Raw genomic sequence first — 15307 nt, 5'->3', positions numbered from 1 at the left:
CCCCTTTTTTCGAATAAAAAAGGAGCCAATACGCCACTTGATCGTGCTTATAGTCCAGAATTTACGGCTCTGGGTAGAAACTTGTCAACCTTATTATGACATTATATAGGCAGCCTCTGTATGAATTTAAGTTACAACAAGTCTAACACAAAAGCCGGCGAAACACAATTGCCTTTCTAGGCTTTTCATACGTTCTTTCATTGATCATATTGGCTCAAATGATACGTTTCAATCACATTGATCAGCTTCTCCGCATAGCTCGGATCAGTAGCATACCCATCATCGGATAGTGCTTGTGCCGCCGTACGATAATTTGTTGCCTGCAGGACATCCGAATACTGCTGCGGATTCCAATCGGTCCCGTTCGCAAGCAGCTGTGCATGCGCCAGCAGCGAGGCATCATCGTTTGCATAGACCCGAAAACGGGCATGAACTTCTTGCCATTCGCCATTCACATATTCCCGAGTCGTCAGCACCTGCGAATTGGCTGGGTCCTCACTTTTGACGCCAAATAAATTGTGATACCGGCTCGCCAGCGAACTCTGCCCCCAATTGCTTTCGAGCGCCGCCTGTGCCAGCGTGATACTCGGCAGGATGTGGTACGTTTTCTGTAATTCTTGTGCATACGGCGCTAAATTGCGGATAAACTGCTGCCGCTGGGCTTGGACCGACTCGCTTTCCTGCCGGGATTGCTGATTCACATCAAAATCGACGGCATTGCCTAAGAACCGAGCCCCGATGATGACCACAAACGTGGCGGCCAGAAGAATGCCCAGAAAGATAACGATCAGATTGGCCTGCTGCTGTTGCTTGCGACCCCGTTTTTTTGCCACAAATGTCCCTCTTTTAATCGTTCAGCTGTTTTGCCCAGGTGAGCAAGTCAAGCTGATGCGTTTCGATGGCCCGTTTGATTTGAGCCGGCACAACGAAATCAAGCTGATCATCAAGTCCCCATTCCGCATACGAACAGGATAAGCGCAGATAAATTTGCGCCGTATCCTGCTGAAATTGGGCCTTGCAATATGGTGCTGTCAGCCATGTTTGGGCAATCAAGGCTTTGGCCTGCTGATAAATGGCCGCACCCCGCATTTCCTCTTCGGGCAATGTTTTGGCCCGCTGGATTACTTTATGCACCAGCATCCATTCGTAGTCGGTGAATAACCGCCGCACACTTTGCTGTTGAGCTGGTGTCGCATGCCAATCAACCGGCACCTTCTGCAGCAATTCGTCCATCGTCCATTCAGGATGGGTCTGGCAAAAGTTTTCTAAATTATGATAGCGCTGCCGAATGACAGCCCGCACGATTTGTGCAAAAATAGCATGATTCATTTTAAAAACTCCCTTTTCCGTTAAAAATGTCATTATAATTACCTTCATTTTACACAACTCGTCCGTAAATGAGTAACATTTTCCCAGAATTTTACGCAAAATAAAGAGATTTTATGAAGCGCTTTCGAATCAAGCCATAATTTAGTCTATAATAGAAAGTATTCATTCCGTAAAGGAGCGTTCTGCATGACAAAAACTTTGAAGTGGGGCATCATCGGTCTCGGTGCCCAAGCGAATAATTTTGCAACGTATTTTGACCAGCCCGACGGCGTTCTATATGGCGCCGCATCCCGGCATCTTGATAAAGCCGAATTATTTACGCAAAAACATCACATTCCGCATGCATACGGCAGTTACGCCGAAATGCTTGCCGACCCGGCAATTGATATTGTTTACATCGCCACACCGCATAACTATCACATCGAATGGATTCTAGCGAGCTTGAAAGCCGGCAAACATGTTCTCTGTGAAAAAGCCATCACGATGGAAAGCAAGCAGCTGAACACAGCCATTACTTTAGCTCATGAAAAGCACCTCGTTTTGGCCGAAGCAATGACAATCTATCACATGCCGTTGTTTGCCGAAATCAAACGCCAGCAGGAAAAACGTGCTTTAGGCCCGTTGAAGACAATCAATGTTTCCTTCGGCAGTTATAAAGAGCTCGACCCGAAAAATCGCTTCTGGAATCCCGATTTGGCGGGTGGTGCGCTACTTGATATCGGCGTCTATGCCCTATCATTTGCCCGTTACTTTATGAGTGCGCAATTACTGGCGACTCAGATGAAACGTTCCAAATCAGGCGTCGACTCGCAATCAGCCTTTTTGATTACCGACGAACCTGGCGAACAAGTCACCGTTGCGCTCAATCTCCATGCGAAAATGCCGAAGCAAGGCGTCGTGACCTTCGAAAACGGCTACTTTACCGTCATGGACTACCCACGTGCTGATACTGCTGTTCTGACTCATTCCGATGGTCAAAGCGAAACAATTGAAGCCGGCGATGCCACGAAGGCGCTCAACTATGAGATTCGCGATTTTCAGGAAGTTGTGCGGGGCAACCAGCCCAACGATACTTTGCAGCTGACACAAGATGTCATGAATCTGATGACGGCGGCACGGCGGGAGTGGCATTATCTGTATCCCTTCGAAAATGCCAATGATTTAGATTAAATAAGACAAGCCAGTCCAAATTGAACTGGCTTGTCTTATTTGACTAATTTGCGCATTGCTTGGGCCTCTTCGAATCGATCGGTGATGATGCCCGCTACATGCGGTGCCGCAAACAACTGCCGCATCTGCAGCGGATCATCGACCGTCCAAATGCGCTGCGGTTCATTCAACTGCGGTTCATAATGTTCCACATGAACGGCTTCCAAAGGTGCGGGCGGTGTCATTTCGGCCGGAATCCGGCTAATCAGCCACGCCGTTTTCATCTGCGGTGCCAGCAGCCGAATCGTTTTGAGACTCTCCGGATTGAATGAGGAATAGATAACCTGCTTCTCCAAATGAAATTGAACGACGTATTTTTGCGTCAGTGCCTCAATACCGGGATAACGAACTAAGCCAGTTTTAAATTCGAGGTTGACTAGTACATCATACTGACTGAAAATCGTTAACGCCTCTGCCAATGACGGAAGCGGCTCGTCATTGGCCAGCCGCAATTGCCGCAGCTGTTCATATGTCATGTCGACGATGCGGCCGGTGCCGTTCGTGGTGCGGTCAACCGCTTCATCATGCATAATCACTAAACGTCCATCCGCACTCATCTGCACATCGGTCTCGATGCCGTCGATACCATGCTGGCATGCATATTCAAATCCTTCCAAACTATTTTCCGGAAAACGGGCCGGATACCCTCTATGTCCAAAAATGGCTGTTGTCATTGCTGCTCGATGCTCCCTTATTCCTTATTGCTGCTGATTTCTGTTCACTTGATTGGTCTTTTGAATAGCAGCATTCGTATTCGTTTCGGCTGTCCGCAGTGCTGTTTGAACGTCGGCCCCGCCGTAAATCTGCTGCATCGCAATTTCGATATTACGGCGTTCCTCCTGAATATTTCCGAAGTAAGCGCCGGCAGTTGCAGCATTCAGATGCCCTTGTTTAAGCTGTGCAATCGGCACTGCCAAGGCTGGCTGCTTACGAATTGCAGCGGCTAAAGTTTTTTCATGGCTGGCACGTTGATTGACTGTAAAATAGCCGGTCCCTAATTGCCAGGCGGCCTGTGCTTGCGGTGTCATTAGGAACTTCAGCAATTGCCAAGCACCCTCTTGGACAGCCGCTGGTTTATTTTTAGTAATCCACAAGCTGGCACCACCGATCGCAACGCCATTTGCCTGAGTTCCGTCTGGATGCGGTGTAAATACCACACCGTATTTAAATTTAGCGCTTTTCTGCATTTGACTCAAGAGAGCCGAGCTCTGCATAAACAGCCCGACCTTTTGCGCTAGAAAGGCTGCATTCTGGTTATTTGCGGCGGCCGAGCCCGTGCCCAGATTTTGAAACGCCCCCTGCTTGATGACATTCTGCAGCCACAGCATGCTTGCTTGCATCGCTGGTGAATCCAACGTCGCCGCTGTGGCTAGGCTGCGACGGCCATTGCCATGATTGACGATGACGGCATTTTGATTCGCCGCCAATTCTTCCGGCAACCAGCCGTAAATCTGCAGGGTCATCCCCTTAACAGCCCCATGGCTCCGCTTTGTCAGTGCCACTGCTGCCTTAGTCACATCGCTGTATGTCGGTGCCAGCGGCAGATTCGGCACCGCATATTTTTTGAAAAGATCCTGATTGTAATACAAAACCGAACTGGAAGAATTAAACGGCATCGAGGCTAAACTACCCTTGATACGGTAAGCCGCCGTAACGCCTGGATATAACTGGCTTAAGTCGTAGTGGTCCCGATCGACAAACTTTTGGACCGGTACGGTCGCCTTCAAATCCAGCATCAGCGCTTGATTGGCCTGATCGCTCTGAATCACATCTGGCGCGACATTGCTGCCGACCGTATTCGCATATTTCATGACCGACAGCTCATAACTGCCGGCGTAAATCGGTTTGACCGTATATTTCGTCTGGCTGCGGTTGAAACGGCGAATCAATGCAAGCAGCACTTTTTCGTTAGGCCCATTCATCGAATGCCAGAAGGTAATTGTGGTCCGACTCGAATGATGCTGGACTGGCTGCGGCCGCAGCGCAAAAATGAACATGGCAGCGACGGCGCTAACAGCGGCCAACCCCATCATCCATTTCCATATCGTGTGTTTCATCCCTTGGTCCCTCCTGCATTCAAATTGTGTTTAAAGAATTTCTGCCCGCAAATAAGCAGCACCAGCGTCGGCACCAGCACAATCATCGCAGTGGCCATCAACATCCCCCAGTTGGCGAACGTGTCCTCTGACTGCAGCTGTTTCAATCCGACCTGAACTGGACGGTAATCGTCTGAAAAAGTCGTAATCAGCGGCCAGAGATATTGATTCCACTGGGTCAAGAAGGTATATAGTCCGAACGTGACCAGCATGCTGCGGCTATAGGGGACGACGATTTTCCAGAGAAACTGCAGCTGGCTGAGACCAAGATATTGGCCGAAACGGACTAAATCGGCCGGCAGCTGCAGAAACGCCTGCCGCAGCATAAAAACGCCAAAGGCTGAGGTGAAAAACGGCACGGTCAGGCCAGCATAATGGTCTAGCCAACCAAATGCCTTGATTGTTTGAAAATTCGGGATAATCTGCGCTTCGAACGGCAGCATCATCGTCACTAAAAAGACGGCGAATAGTTGTTTTTTATAGTGCAAATCACTGAAGACGAAGGCATCAGCCGCCAAGGTGCACAATAGCAGCTGGCCGAATGTAATCAGCCCCGCTGTCACTAGGGAATTAGCCAGATACCGAATTAGCGGCGTCGTCAGCAATGCCTGTTCATAGTTATGCCACGAGAGATTTGTCGCTAAAAAACGGCCGGCGGCAATTTCTTTAGTTGGCAGTAACGAGGCCCAAAAGCCCAGCAGAAGCGGAAATAGCAGGAGTACAGCGACACCTGTCAGCAGTAAATACTGCAGCCCATTTTTTAACCTGTTCATGCGTAATACACCTTCCGTTCTGTGTAGTGGAATTGAATCCACGTCACGAAAATAATCAGAACCGTCAGAATGACTGATTCGGCGCTGGCGATGCCGACATGATGAAATACAAATGCATCGAGATAAATTTTATAGGCTAGAAAATTGGTGGCATTGTCCGGACCGCCGCCCGTAATCAGATCAATTTGCGCAAACATTTTAAAACCATCGATGACTTCGATCACAAACAGGAAAAATAAGGTCGGCGAAATCATCGGTACCGTGATTTTAAGTGTCTGCTGCCAATCCGACCAGCCGGCAATAGCGGCCACTTCGTAATATTCAGGCGCCACATTTTGAAAAGCACTCAGCAAGATTAAAAAGGCAAAGCCAAGTGCCATCCAGACACTGGTCAGAATAACCACAATCTGCGCCCCAAGCGGCGTCACTAACAAGTTCACATTTGGCAGCCCGATTGCCTTGAGCATCAAATGAACCATTCCAACCGATGGATTAAACAGAAACAGCCACAAAATGGCAGCGGCCGCTGCACTTGTCCCCATAGTACCGGCAAATGCAGTGCGGAAGACTTTCATCCGCCGCAATTTAAGCGTCGCCAGCCGGGCTAAAACAATTCCGATGAGTAGGGTCAGCACCGCAAAGACCAGCACAAAAACGAATGTTTCGCTCAAGCTTTTCAGAAAGAGCGGGTCCTTGAATAGTGTCCGGTAATTCGCCCAGCCGACAAATTTAACCGCTTCGCCCCGCACATTAGCGGCAAAAAAACTGTTATAGATGGTTTTACCCATCGGATAAAAGACAAATACACACAGAATCAGCACCGACGGCAATAAAAACCAGACGGCCGGCTGACGGACTATTCTTAAATGTGCCCGCACTGTCTGCTGCGATGCTGCCACAGTGCGTTTTAAGGTTTTATCGGCCTCCATCAGCGACACCCTCCTTGATTGCTGCACCAGTCTGAGCATCGAATAAATGCCAAGCACCCTTTTGGGGTGGCACTGCCAGCTGCAGGCGGCTGCCAACAGCGACCTCGAATTGCTGCGGTATCCGGCTGACCAATTGCTGGCCGTTACAATCGCTGAAAATCAGTGTGTCATTGCCCAATTGCTGTACATCTGCGACCGTCGCCGGCAGTGCCGCCGTCCCGGCCGCTGCTAACGGGACTAGTTGTTCTGGCCGGATGCCGAGATGATAGTGCCCTGCCGGCAGCGCAAATGGGACCGGCACCGCCTGCTGCGCCGCAAATTCAGTGCCAAGACTGAACTGATTGTGCTCATTTACCGTAATCGGCACGATATTCATCTCTGGCGTCCCGATAAATTTGGCGACAAATTCATTGGCGGGATGATTATACAGTTCCAATGGCGTTCCCAATTGCTGAATCTGTTCTGCATCTAAAACGAGAATCCGGTCGCCCATCGTCATCGCTTCAACCTGATCATGTGTCACATAGATCAGCGTCATGCCGATTTCCCGATGCAGCCGGATAATTTCAGCCCGCATCTCGGCTCGCAGCTGCGCATCCAAATTGGATAGTGGTTCGTCCATTAAAACCAATGGCGTTTTGGCGGCCAAGGCTCGGGCCAGACTGACCCGCTGCTGCTGGCCGCCGGATAATGCTTTCGGTTTCCGATCCCGCAGGCCGCTTAAATGGACCAAATCTAAGGCCCAGTCCACCCGTTTGTTTTTTTCATTTGCTGAAAGCTGCTGATTGTCCAGTCCGAACCGAACGTTTTGAGCAACGTTCATAAAGGGCAATAAGGCGTAGTTTTGAAAGACCATCGACAGGTTGCGCTCCTTCGGCGGCAAAGCCGTTACCTCCCGCTCATCAAAATAAATCTGACCAGCTGTGACACTGGTCAAGCCGGCGATAATGCGCAGCAAAGTGCTCTTGCCAGAACCCGACGGCCCGACCATCACAAAGAATTCGCCTGGTGCAATCGTCACTGAAATATCGGATAAAACTTGCGTGTGCTCGAAACCTTTGGATACATTCGTTAACCGAATACTCATTTTCCTCATCTCCTCACCCTTAAGATTACCGGTTGTTTGTAAAAACATCGCTTGGTGTCTGTATGGATTGCGTAATTTTTCTGTAAACGGGTCGTTAAGAAAACAGCAGTAGACGCTAATTTTGCCGACACCAAAAGGAGCATGCCTAGAGTCGTCGATGACCTAAGGCATGCTCCTTTTAAAAAATTTCGAACAAGACCATTTTTTTATTTTAAGCGCCAGTGCCTGAAACAGTGTCGTTTCTTTGGTTCGTACCATTTGTACAATTTAATAAGATATTATTAAGTTGCCTTTCAGGCCAGTTTGATCGTGTTACAATGACCTACGGAGGTACCCATAAATTTTTTTATAAACACTTCCGTTAAAATTTTAGCATGCTTTTTTCACTGTGTCAGATAGGAGGCTTGTACATGCGTAAACTTAATGTTTTAGTAACAACTATTGCGTCGTTTTTCGCGTTTCAGGCCACACAAAATTCTGTTTTGGCGGACCCAGCTACAAATGCGGCTAGTTCCGCTTCTGCCAGTACTACTGCTGCCAGTACGGCATCCAGCTCATCAAGTTCAAGCAGTTCTAACAGCTTAGGACTGACCATCGATGGCGATACCAGCGACTGGGATAATGAACCGATGACCGAACTCCACGAAGATGGCGATACCAACGATTACGCCAATGCATCGCTGCTGGCCGACAATAAAAACGTCTATTTCTATATCGATACGGCCGTCAATGGCTCCAGCAGCGGTGCGCAAGGCTGGGGCTACAAAATCACCGTCGATGGCAAGGTTTACGATTTGTCGATGACAAATTTATATTCATCTGGCGGCAATATTGGTTCGACCCATACCATTACAATGGACGCTTGGGATGAAACCGACCAGCAGGATTACAAATTACCTAACGCTGCCGCTTACGAAACTCGTAAAGCGGTGGGCAGCAATGGGCTGTACACCAGCTTGATTGAGCTGTCGATTCCATATGGCGATTTAGGCCTGCCGTCAACAGCCAGCCAGCAAGTATCAATCACCGTTAAAAATTCCAACATCGGGACCCAGACCTTATATGCGACTGGGGCCAGCACTGGTCCAGTCATCAGCGCCGGCGTCGGTCTGTCCTTTGCACTCGTCGGTTTTACCTATTATGAAAAACACAGAAAGCAGGCCCATAATGCATGAATCCACTTCTACTAATTGGAATCATTGCATGGTTGTACCTGATTTCGATTTTAAAACGTTCGAATTTGTCCGCATACTACTTTATCATTGGTAGTGTGGGACTTTTCTTTATCCTGATTGCACTCAGCAACCGTTATTGGGTCTGGTTTTTTACCCATGCCGTCATCAATAGTGTTTCCATCTATGGCGCCCTGACCCATATGTGCCGGCTGTATGTCAAATATGGACTAGTCTATATCGTCAATAACGGCGCTCCGGTCACGATGTCGATCGATTATGAATGTTCCGGAATCATCGAAACGTGTGCGTTTGTGGCACTGGTTTGTTTCTTTCCTGTTTATAATCGCCAGCAGCGGGTCCTGATTGCGCCGCGTGGCATTCTGTGGATTTATCTCAGCAACGTGATTCGGCTCATCACTGTGATTCTGATCGTCCACTTTGCCGGCGGCAGTCAATTCTATCTGGCCCATTCAATCATTGGACGAATTCTCTTTTACGCACTCGTGATTGTACTGTATTACCGCACCTTCACCTATTCGCAAATCACACGTTCCACACAGAAAGCTTGATGCGTATGCATGCTATTTTGACAATGACCTTTTTTCAAATGGGTTTCTGGCTCACTTGGGCAATTATTCCATTACTAATCGAAATTTTGCCGGCACTCTATTCGGCGGTTCGTTTGATAATCAAAAGCCGCCACCGGATACCACCGCTTGTTCCGGAAAATTTTCCGTTTATTACAATCATCATTCCAATTTACAATTCGGCCGATACGCTTTATCGCTGTATTGAATCCGTAGCCGAATCGACTTATCCGACCAGTCAGATTCAGATTCTGCTGGCCGACAATCAAAGCAGTGACGATAGTTATGCCGTGGCACAAAAAGCCGCCCACTACTTTGATGACTTGAACATGCAGTATTTTCAAACTGAACAAGGGAAAGCTAAGGCACTCAATGCGGCTATCTTTGCGGCACTTGGCACCTACGTGATCAATATCGACAGCGACGGTATCTTGGAGAAACACGCCCTTGTCAATACAATTCTTGAGTTCGAACGCAAACCGAAAGTAGCCGCCATGACCGGCACAATTCTACCGCAGAAACGCGATATTGAGGACACTCGTAATCCGTTTAAACGTTTATTAAGGGATAACGAGTATGTTGAATATGCACAAGCGTTTTTAGCCGGCCGGCAGATTGAAAATGATCAGAACCATTTGTTTACACTCTCCGGTGCCTTCTCTGCATTTCGGCGGTCGGCTCTGCTGCAGACACAGCTGTATGATGTTGCTACAGTCGGCGAAGACACTGAACTGACGTTTCAAATCCGCAACCAGTTTAAGCACGGCCTGGATTTTTGTGCAACTGCGATTTTCTACGTCGAACCGATTTCGGGCTGGGCCGAACTATACACCCAGCGTCAGCGCTGGCAGCGGGGCGAACTTGAAGTCATGCACCACTTCGCCGGCGCACACGCCCAGCTGCGGAATTTTTTCCGTAATTTTCTGGTGCGGCGTCTGATGCTTGACCACACCTTCATGTTTCCGAAAATGATCTGGCTGTTTGCGAGCTTTGTCCTATTATTCTTTGGCTATTCGGGCGAGACGCTGGCAACATCTTATCTAGTCATTTACTGGCTGTATGTCTTTATAACGGCAGTCAATTTTATCAGTGTGATGCTCACCTTGCGTTCCTTTTTGGATGAGGAACGTTTTTTCCTGAGTCGTTGGTGGGTTATCTTCACACTGCCGCTTTACAATTTTATTTGTTCATGGATTCGGCTGATTGGGATTATCAATGCCGCCACTAAAGCATCCGAATGGAACACGACGAAAGCGTCTGATGAATCGCATCAATTTCGGCAAGTCATTAAGGGCGACTGGCGTAAATTAAAGGAGAAAAGGGGAGAGTAGCGATGGCGACAAAATACCGCACTTACAAGATTCGGGCCTTTTTTAATGCCAGCCATTCGCTTGCCACCACTACCGTTAAACGGGACAAAAAGACCCACAACCACACTTGGGAAGTTGTCTGCGAGGTCCATCTGAATGATCCGGAAAAAGCCGATGCTGATCAGGCTAATCGTTTGATTAGCAACACGTTGAACACGCTTTCCGGCCATAAGCTGAATCATCTGGAGCCGTTTCGAAAATTAGAGCCGACCCTTGAAAATGTGACCGAATACCTGGCGGATGAGCTCGACGTCGATTTGGCCGCAAAAAAGGTGCAATTGCTGCGGATTGAAGTCGGCATCTCGCCGCTCCGTTACTATTGCATCACGATGATGAGGTGATTCCATGCAGAAATATTTATTAACACCCAGCAAACGGCTGATTCGGTTTTTATTTGCTGTGTTATTCGGGCTGACCGTTTATTTTGCGCTGACAAGTCCGAATCTGATTGTTGGGGACAATGCCAAGACTGGTTCAGGAACGACCCTCGTCACTTCTTATTTCATTATTCTGATGGTCGGTCTGCTCGTCGGACTCTTCGCCTTCCCGCACTTCCATGATTGGTTTACCAGTCTGTTTACGACCCATCGTCAAGTGACTGCCCCACTTCTAATGCTCTTTGTGATTGCGTTTCAGGTTCTTTTTGTCGCCGAAATCCATCCAGCAATCGGGTTCGATGTCGATGCGATTCATCAGGCACTGACCAATCACGGTCGTATCATCCAGTCCTATTTCAGTTTCAACTTCAACAACATGCCGATGCTGCTCCTTGAACATGGGCTCGCAGTCTTATTTGGAACGACCTCATGGCAGTTCTTCGACTTTGTGACCCTATTTTTAGTCGATGCATCGGCGTTTTTAAATCTCCTGAGTATTTATGTGCTCGACAAACGGCATGTCGTGCATCTGATTTACATTCAGGCGGCCTGGCTGTTGGTCTTTCCAATGATTGTCGTCCCTTACACCGATATGTGGGTGCTGCCGCTTGTGTCCGCCTATTTGCTTTGTTATCTAGTCGTTCGCAACCCAGTCTCCCCTGTGTGGTTGCGTATTCTAGCTGGTCTCGGTTTCGGCCTCTTTACCGCAGGGGCTTACATTTTAAAGCCTTCTGCGATTGTGCCAGTAGTAGCCATCCTCATCGTCACTTTCTGGGAAGCCCTCCAAACCAAGCCGCAGCGCCACCAGCTGCTGGGCGGCAGTCTGATTTTTCTAGGGCTGGCGGCCATGACCAGCGCCAGTTTCATGGTACTCAATCACCAAGTGACCCATGAAAAATATTTATGGGTCAACCAGAGCCGTGAAATTCCAGCGATTCATTTTGCGAGTATGGGGGCTTCCGGCCAAGGTGGTTATAATGCCAAAGATGCTTTGAAAATGGCCGAATTGCCGAACAAGCAAGCACGAGTGGCCTATTCGAAACGGATGCTCATCCAGCGCCTCCGGCATATGGGCCCGATTGGCTATGCCGCCTTTCTCTATCGCAAACAGCGCAACGATACGGCTGACGGAACCTTTGCCTGGATTAAGGAAGGCCATTTCATCAAGAAAACAACGAAGCCATTTGGTCATGGTCTGGCTCGTCTGTACCGCAATTTTGTTTATTTGTACGGTCCGAATTTAGGTGATTTTCGGTATATTGCTCAATTAGTCTGGGTCGTTTTGTTAATGATTATCCTCTTTAACTGGCGAGCACCAGATTCGATTTATCGCATTTTACGGCTGGGTATTTTAGGCGGTTTTATGTACCTGCTGCTGTTTGAAGGCGGGCGCAGCCGTTACTTGATTCAGTTTTTACCGCTGTTTTTATTATTTGCCGGCTTATCGGCTTCCGATTCATGGCGGCGTTTTAAGGGACTCTTTACTTGGGTCGATTTAAAAGATTAGCATGAAAAAAGCGCCGCACAAAATTGTGCGGCGCCTTTTAGGCGATGCCTATTCAGCGATCACTTTTAGTTTGTCGTAATTGACCACATAATGTCCGTTGAAATCTTCGAACATCTGCTGGGAAATTTTTGCACCGGGTTTGAAAGCAACGAGTGCGCTGTTAGTATACTTCTTTTCAATCTTGCCATCGAAATTCGGTAAAGCGTGTTCCTTCACAACGTGGACCATGTCGCCCACCTCAAACGCACTGTTTTTTTCATTGACGGTAATATCTGTTAACTTATGACTGCTATAGCCTGCCATTTACAAAGACTCCCCTCTGTCATCGTGTGCGCATCCTTGATACTGCACACGGTCTGCCTCAGAAAACTAAAAAAAGAACCAGTCGCTGAACGGCCAGTCCTTGAAAAATTAAACTTTAATTAGTTTTCTTCTTTAACAACGTTAACGGCTTGTGGGCCACGGTCGCTTTCTTCAACATCGAAAGTTACGTTTTGGCCTTCTTCAAGCGTCTTGTNGCTGAGAAATGTACGAATACATCGCTGCCATCTTCGCGAGTGATAAAGCCATAACCTTTTTCTGCGTTAAACCATTTTACTGTTCCATGTTCCATTAGAGAATTTCCTCCTTGTGTTGTTTGACCAACACGTCATATTTTTGCATTTCTTGTGTGGTACATATGGAAGAAAGTTCTTTGAGAAACATTTCGCACCATAGCCATTCAAAAAGTACATCATTAGTATAGCACACCGACCAAAAAGCAACAAGCGTCTATTCGGTAAAAAAACTGAAGCTGTCCGTTGGCAAGCCGGTCATTTTACGGTAGTATAAGCGTATACAAATCAGATAGGAGCAGATTTTATGAAAAAGTTATTTACGGGGCTCATGACACTGACACTGCTCCTCGTTTTAACAGCGTGCGGCCGTTCAATTGATACGACCAAACAGGTCAAGGAAGATACCCAGACAGTCATGGCCGATATTAAAACACAGCGGCGCTTGCTCAATCAAATTGAAACCAGCTTGCAGAAATCACAGCAGCTGTATGAAAAAGATCGTAAGAAGTATCCCAATCAGAATCTACTGAATGTTAAGGAAAGTGCCACCGCTAAGAATCAAGCCGCCCGGCTCAAAGATTATCAAGAATTCCAGTCCAAACAGTCCGAAATCAAGACAATCAGCGCCCGGCTCAGCAAAACGGCCGATCAAAAGGTCGATGGGATGCCGAATCAAGCCATTCAAAACTTTGTGCAGAGTCTGAAAATCTCGCAGCTTGATGCCAATAATTTCGATAGTTATATGAAGGAAACGGCCAAAGGCGAAAAGAACTTCTTTGCCAAGCATATCGATCCGGACGAAAAACAGAGCGATCGAGATGCGGCCGTCAGCCGGCTCAATCAGTACTACGGTGCCGATTTCCAGCAAGCCGACATTATGCGGGTCAATCTCAATACCGTTCAAGTCAATGCCAAACAGCTGCTTAAAAAATTAGCTGAAAATAGCGATTAACTAAAAAAGGAACGCAGCAGCGTTCCTTTTTAGTTTCGTTTAAACCGCAACAACGGAACACCGACTAACGGAGTCACAATTGCTGCCAGAATGGCTTCGCTGATGGCGTTGACGCCGACAGCGGCAGTCATTACCCACAGGAAGTTATTGACGTTGGTGTGCAGAAGCCCAGCCGCCTTGCTGCGGTAAAACAGCCAGGCAAACAGGACGACGAGCACCGAATTGACCAACGCCCCAATCAGGCCGGCCAAACTCATTGTCAGCGCTGGTTTCATGTGCTTGCTGAGGTGCTGATAAAGCTCGCCGGCCACATAGCCAACAAGAACACGAGGCACAACAGCGATGATTGGATTTGTAAACAGCAACAACGATAAGGCATCGCCTGGCGACGTGTAAGCTTTGAATAAAGCAACTAAGCCCCAGACGATCCCTAAGATGGACCCATCACGTGGCCCTAAAATAACCGCCCCAATAATGACCGTCAAGTGAACCGTCGTAATCGCCGGCACACCCGGAATGATGTTGATGTAGCCAAACATCGGCACGGTGCTCTGCAAAATAATCAAAGCAGTAAAAATGGCTAAAATACTAATTTCATAAGTCCGATTCCGTGTTTTCATTGGCCGCCTCCCATCGTAATGACTGATACACCGGTTTAAAATGCAGCTTAGCGTACAACTTCTGCGCCGTTGCGTTCTGCTGCAGCACACTCAATTCTAAATACGCCAGCTGCTGTTTGTGCGTCCATCGCTGGGTCTGGCGGACCATCTCAGAGGCAGCGCCATGGCGGCGGAAAGCAGGCGCCACGTAGAGCATCGCCAAGTAGGCATATTCCTGCGGCACAAACAAATCGTTCTGCGGCGTCTGCGTCGTAAACGTCTGACTAAAGCCGCCGACCTGCCCATTTATTTCTGCCACCAGCACGAGCTGCTGTGAATCTTCAATGCGCGCCTGTTCAGCAAAAAAGTCGGCTTCGTAATGCTCCTGGTAAATGTCTGGACGCTCGGTATGCATTTGAGTCACAAGTTGTTGCTTCAACTGGCTCAATGGGCCGATGTCACGGAGCGTTGCAGTTCGGATCGTCATCTGACATTTCCCCCTCTCTTCTCGAATGATTGGAATTATATTGTAACAGAATCCAAATTTAGATGCGATTTTTTCGAGTTTTAATTGACAGTTTTTTAAATTTTCGCTATACTAATATAGTTGTTAAAGGTTATGCGGGCGTGGCGGAATGGTAGACGCGCAAGATTAAGGATCTTGTGAGCATTATTGCTCATGGAAGTTCGAATCTTCTCGCCCGCACTCATTAAAAAGGACTTGGAAATTTTCCAAGTTGAAGTGAACCCCCTGAGTTGG

18 protein-coding genes, 1 tRNA gene, 1 pseudogene and 1 riboswitch are annotated in these 15307 nt (G+C 48.0%); of the genes and pseudogenes, 8 read left to right on the top strand and 12 right to left on the bottom strand.

The window, feature by feature from the left end:
- Positions 1 to 30: 30 nt before the first annotated feature.
- Positions 31 to 129, bottom strand: a riboswitch (purine riboswitch).
- A gap of 68 nt (positions 130 to 197) precedes the next feature.
- Both IV40_RS09965 and IV40_RS09960 read right to left on the bottom strand, forming a co-directional pair.
- The gene (locus IV40_RS09965; protein WP_057771174.1) at positions 198 to 833 is read right to left on the bottom strand and encodes a glycoside hydrolase family 73 protein; all 636 of its coding nucleotides are present in this window, start codon (positions 831 to 833) and stop codon (positions 198 to 200) included.
- Positions 834 to 846: 13 nt separating this feature from the next.
- On the bottom strand, positions 847 to 1329 hold the full coding sequence (locus tag IV40_RS09960; protein WP_156404281.1) for a hypothetical protein: 483 nt from the start codon (positions 1327 to 1329) through the stop codon (positions 847 to 849).
- Between the two features lie 186 nt (positions 1330 to 1515).
- Between IV40_RS09960 and IV40_RS09955 the strand changes: the two genes are divergently transcribed.
- The gene (locus IV40_RS09955) at positions 1516 to 2499 is read left to right on the top strand and encodes a Gfo/Idh/MocA family protein (RefSeq protein ID WP_057771170.1); all 984 of its coding nucleotides are present in this window, start codon (positions 1516 to 1518) and stop codon (positions 2497 to 2499) included.
- A 35-nt stretch (positions 2500 to 2534) separates the two neighbouring features.
- Here the strand turns inward: IV40_RS09955 and IV40_RS09950 are convergent, their stop codons facing one another.
- Genes IV40_RS09950 through IV40_RS09930 form a run of 5 tightly spaced genes read right to left on the bottom strand, consistent with a single transcriptional unit; the run spans position 2535 to position 7423 of the window.
- The gene (locus IV40_RS09950) at positions 2535 to 3212 is read right to left on the bottom strand and encodes a glycerophosphodiester phosphodiesterase family protein (protein ID WP_057771168.1); all 678 of its coding nucleotides are present in this window, start codon (positions 3210 to 3212) and stop codon (positions 2535 to 2537) included.
- Positions 3213 to 3236: 24 nt separating this feature from the next.
- Positions 3237 to 4535, bottom strand: coding sequence for an ABC transporter substrate-binding protein (locus IV40_RS09945; RefSeq protein WP_420843266.1), 1299 nt, complete (start codon positions 4533 to 4535; stop codon positions 3237 to 3239).
- 56 nt (positions 4536 to 4591) lie between these two features.
- Entirely contained in the window at positions 4592 to 5407 is an 816-nt protein-coding gene (locus tag IV40_RS09940) for a carbohydrate ABC transporter permease (RefSeq protein ID WP_057771164.1), read from the bottom strand.
- Positions 5404 to 6336 carry a carbohydrate ABC transporter permease gene (locus tag IV40_RS09935; RefSeq protein ID WP_057771162.1) on the bottom strand — a complete coding sequence of 311 codons (933 nt, stop codon included), beginning with the start codon at positions 6334 to 6336 and terminating at the stop codon, positions 5404 to 5406. Before IV40_RS09935 ends, IV40_RS09940 begins: the two co-directional genes overlap by 4 nt.
- A complete protein-coding gene (locus IV40_RS09930; RefSeq protein ID WP_057771160.1) occupies positions 6323 to 7423 on the bottom strand; it encodes an ABC transporter ATP-binding protein in 1101 nt (366 codons plus the stop codon). The genes IV40_RS09935 and IV40_RS09930 overlap by 14 nt, the downstream gene beginning before the upstream one ends.
- Before the next feature lie 410 nt (positions 7424 to 7833).
- Between IV40_RS09930 and IV40_RS09925 the strand changes: the two genes are divergently transcribed.
- From IV40_RS09925 to IV40_RS09905, 5 genes are read left to right on the top strand one after another with little or no spacing between them, the layout of a single operon-like run.
- Complete coding sequence (locus IV40_RS09925; RefSeq protein WP_057771158.1) at positions 7834 to 8598, top strand: Firmicu-CTERM sorting domain-containing protein; 765 nt, start codon at positions 7834 to 7836, stop codon at positions 8596 to 8598.
- On the top strand, positions 8595 to 9167 hold the full coding sequence (gene xrtG, locus IV40_RS09920; RefSeq protein ID WP_057771156.1) for an exosortase family protein XrtG: 573 nt from the start codon (positions 8595 to 8597) through the stop codon (positions 9165 to 9167). Before IV40_RS09925 ends, xrtG begins: the two co-directional genes overlap by 4 nt.
- Positions 9168 to 9172: 5 nt before the next feature.
- A complete protein-coding gene (locus IV40_RS09915; RefSeq protein ID WP_057771154.1) occupies positions 9173 to 10516 on the top strand; it encodes a TIGR03111 family XrtG-associated glycosyltransferase in 1344 nt (447 codons plus the stop codon).
- Between the two features lie 2 nt (positions 10517 to 10518).
- A complete protein-coding gene (locus tag IV40_RS09910; RefSeq protein WP_057771152.1) occupies positions 10519 to 10896 on the top strand; it encodes a 6-carboxytetrahydropterin synthase in 378 nt (125 codons plus the stop codon).
- A 4-nt stretch (positions 10897 to 10900) separates the two neighbouring features.
- Positions 10901 to 12439 carry a TIGR03766 family XrtG-associated glycosyltransferase gene (locus tag IV40_RS09905; RefSeq protein ID WP_057771150.1) on the top strand — a complete coding sequence of 513 codons (1539 nt, stop codon included), beginning with the start codon at positions 10901 to 10903 and terminating at the stop codon, positions 12437 to 12439.
- 48 nt (positions 12440 to 12487) lie between these two features.
- On the opposite strand, the gene IV40_RS09900 is transcribed toward IV40_RS09905, so the two are convergent.
- From IV40_RS09900 to IV40_RS10940, 3 genes and pseudogenes are all read right to left on the bottom strand, one after another.
- Positions 12488 to 12742: a hypothetical protein gene (locus IV40_RS09900; RefSeq protein ID WP_057771148.1), complete on the bottom strand. Its 255-nt coding sequence runs from the start codon at positions 12740 to 12742 to the stop codon at positions 12488 to 12490.
- 119 nt (positions 12743 to 12861) lie between these two features.
- Positions 12862 to 12956: pseudogene (locus IV40_RS10945) on the bottom strand (cold-shock protein); the annotation flags it as partial.
- Position 12957: 1 nt separating this feature from the next.
- The coding region (locus IV40_RS10940; RefSeq protein WP_236698721.1) for a cold-shock protein at positions 12958 to 13052 on the bottom strand (95 nt) is incomplete at its 3' end.
- 248 nt (positions 13053 to 13300) lie between these two features.
- On the opposite strand from IV40_RS10940, the gene IV40_RS09890 reads away from it, so the two are divergent.
- Complete coding sequence (locus IV40_RS09890; protein ID WP_057771147.1) at positions 13301 to 13948, top strand: hypothetical protein; 648 nt, start codon at positions 13301 to 13303, stop codon at positions 13946 to 13948.
- 29 nt (positions 13949 to 13977) lie between these two features.
- On the opposite strand, the gene IV40_RS09885 is transcribed toward IV40_RS09890, so the two are convergent.
- The gene (locus IV40_RS09885; protein WP_057771145.1) at positions 13978 to 14568 is read right to left on the bottom strand and encodes an ECF transporter S component; all 591 of its coding nucleotides are present in this window, start codon (positions 14566 to 14568) and stop codon (positions 13978 to 13980) included.
- A complete protein-coding gene (locus tag IV40_RS09880) occupies positions 14543 to 15034 on the bottom strand; it encodes a GNAT family N-acetyltransferase (protein ID WP_057771143.1) in 492 nt (163 codons plus the stop codon). The genes IV40_RS09885 and IV40_RS09880 overlap by 26 nt, the downstream gene beginning before the upstream one ends.
- Before the next feature lie 134 nt (positions 15035 to 15168).
- Here IV40_RS09880 and IV40_RS09875 point away from each other — a divergent pair.
- A tRNA-Leu gene (locus IV40_RS09875) sits at positions 15169 to 15253 on the top strand.
- Positions 15254 to 15307 lie beyond the last annotated feature (54 nt).

This window comes from Lactobacillus selangorensis, from assembly GCF_001437205.1.
Taxonomy (GTDB): Bacteria; Bacillota; Bacilli; order Lactobacillales; family Lactobacillaceae; genus Paralactobacillus; species Paralactobacillus selangorensis.
This window is presented reverse-complemented; position numbering and strand designations above follow the sequence as displayed.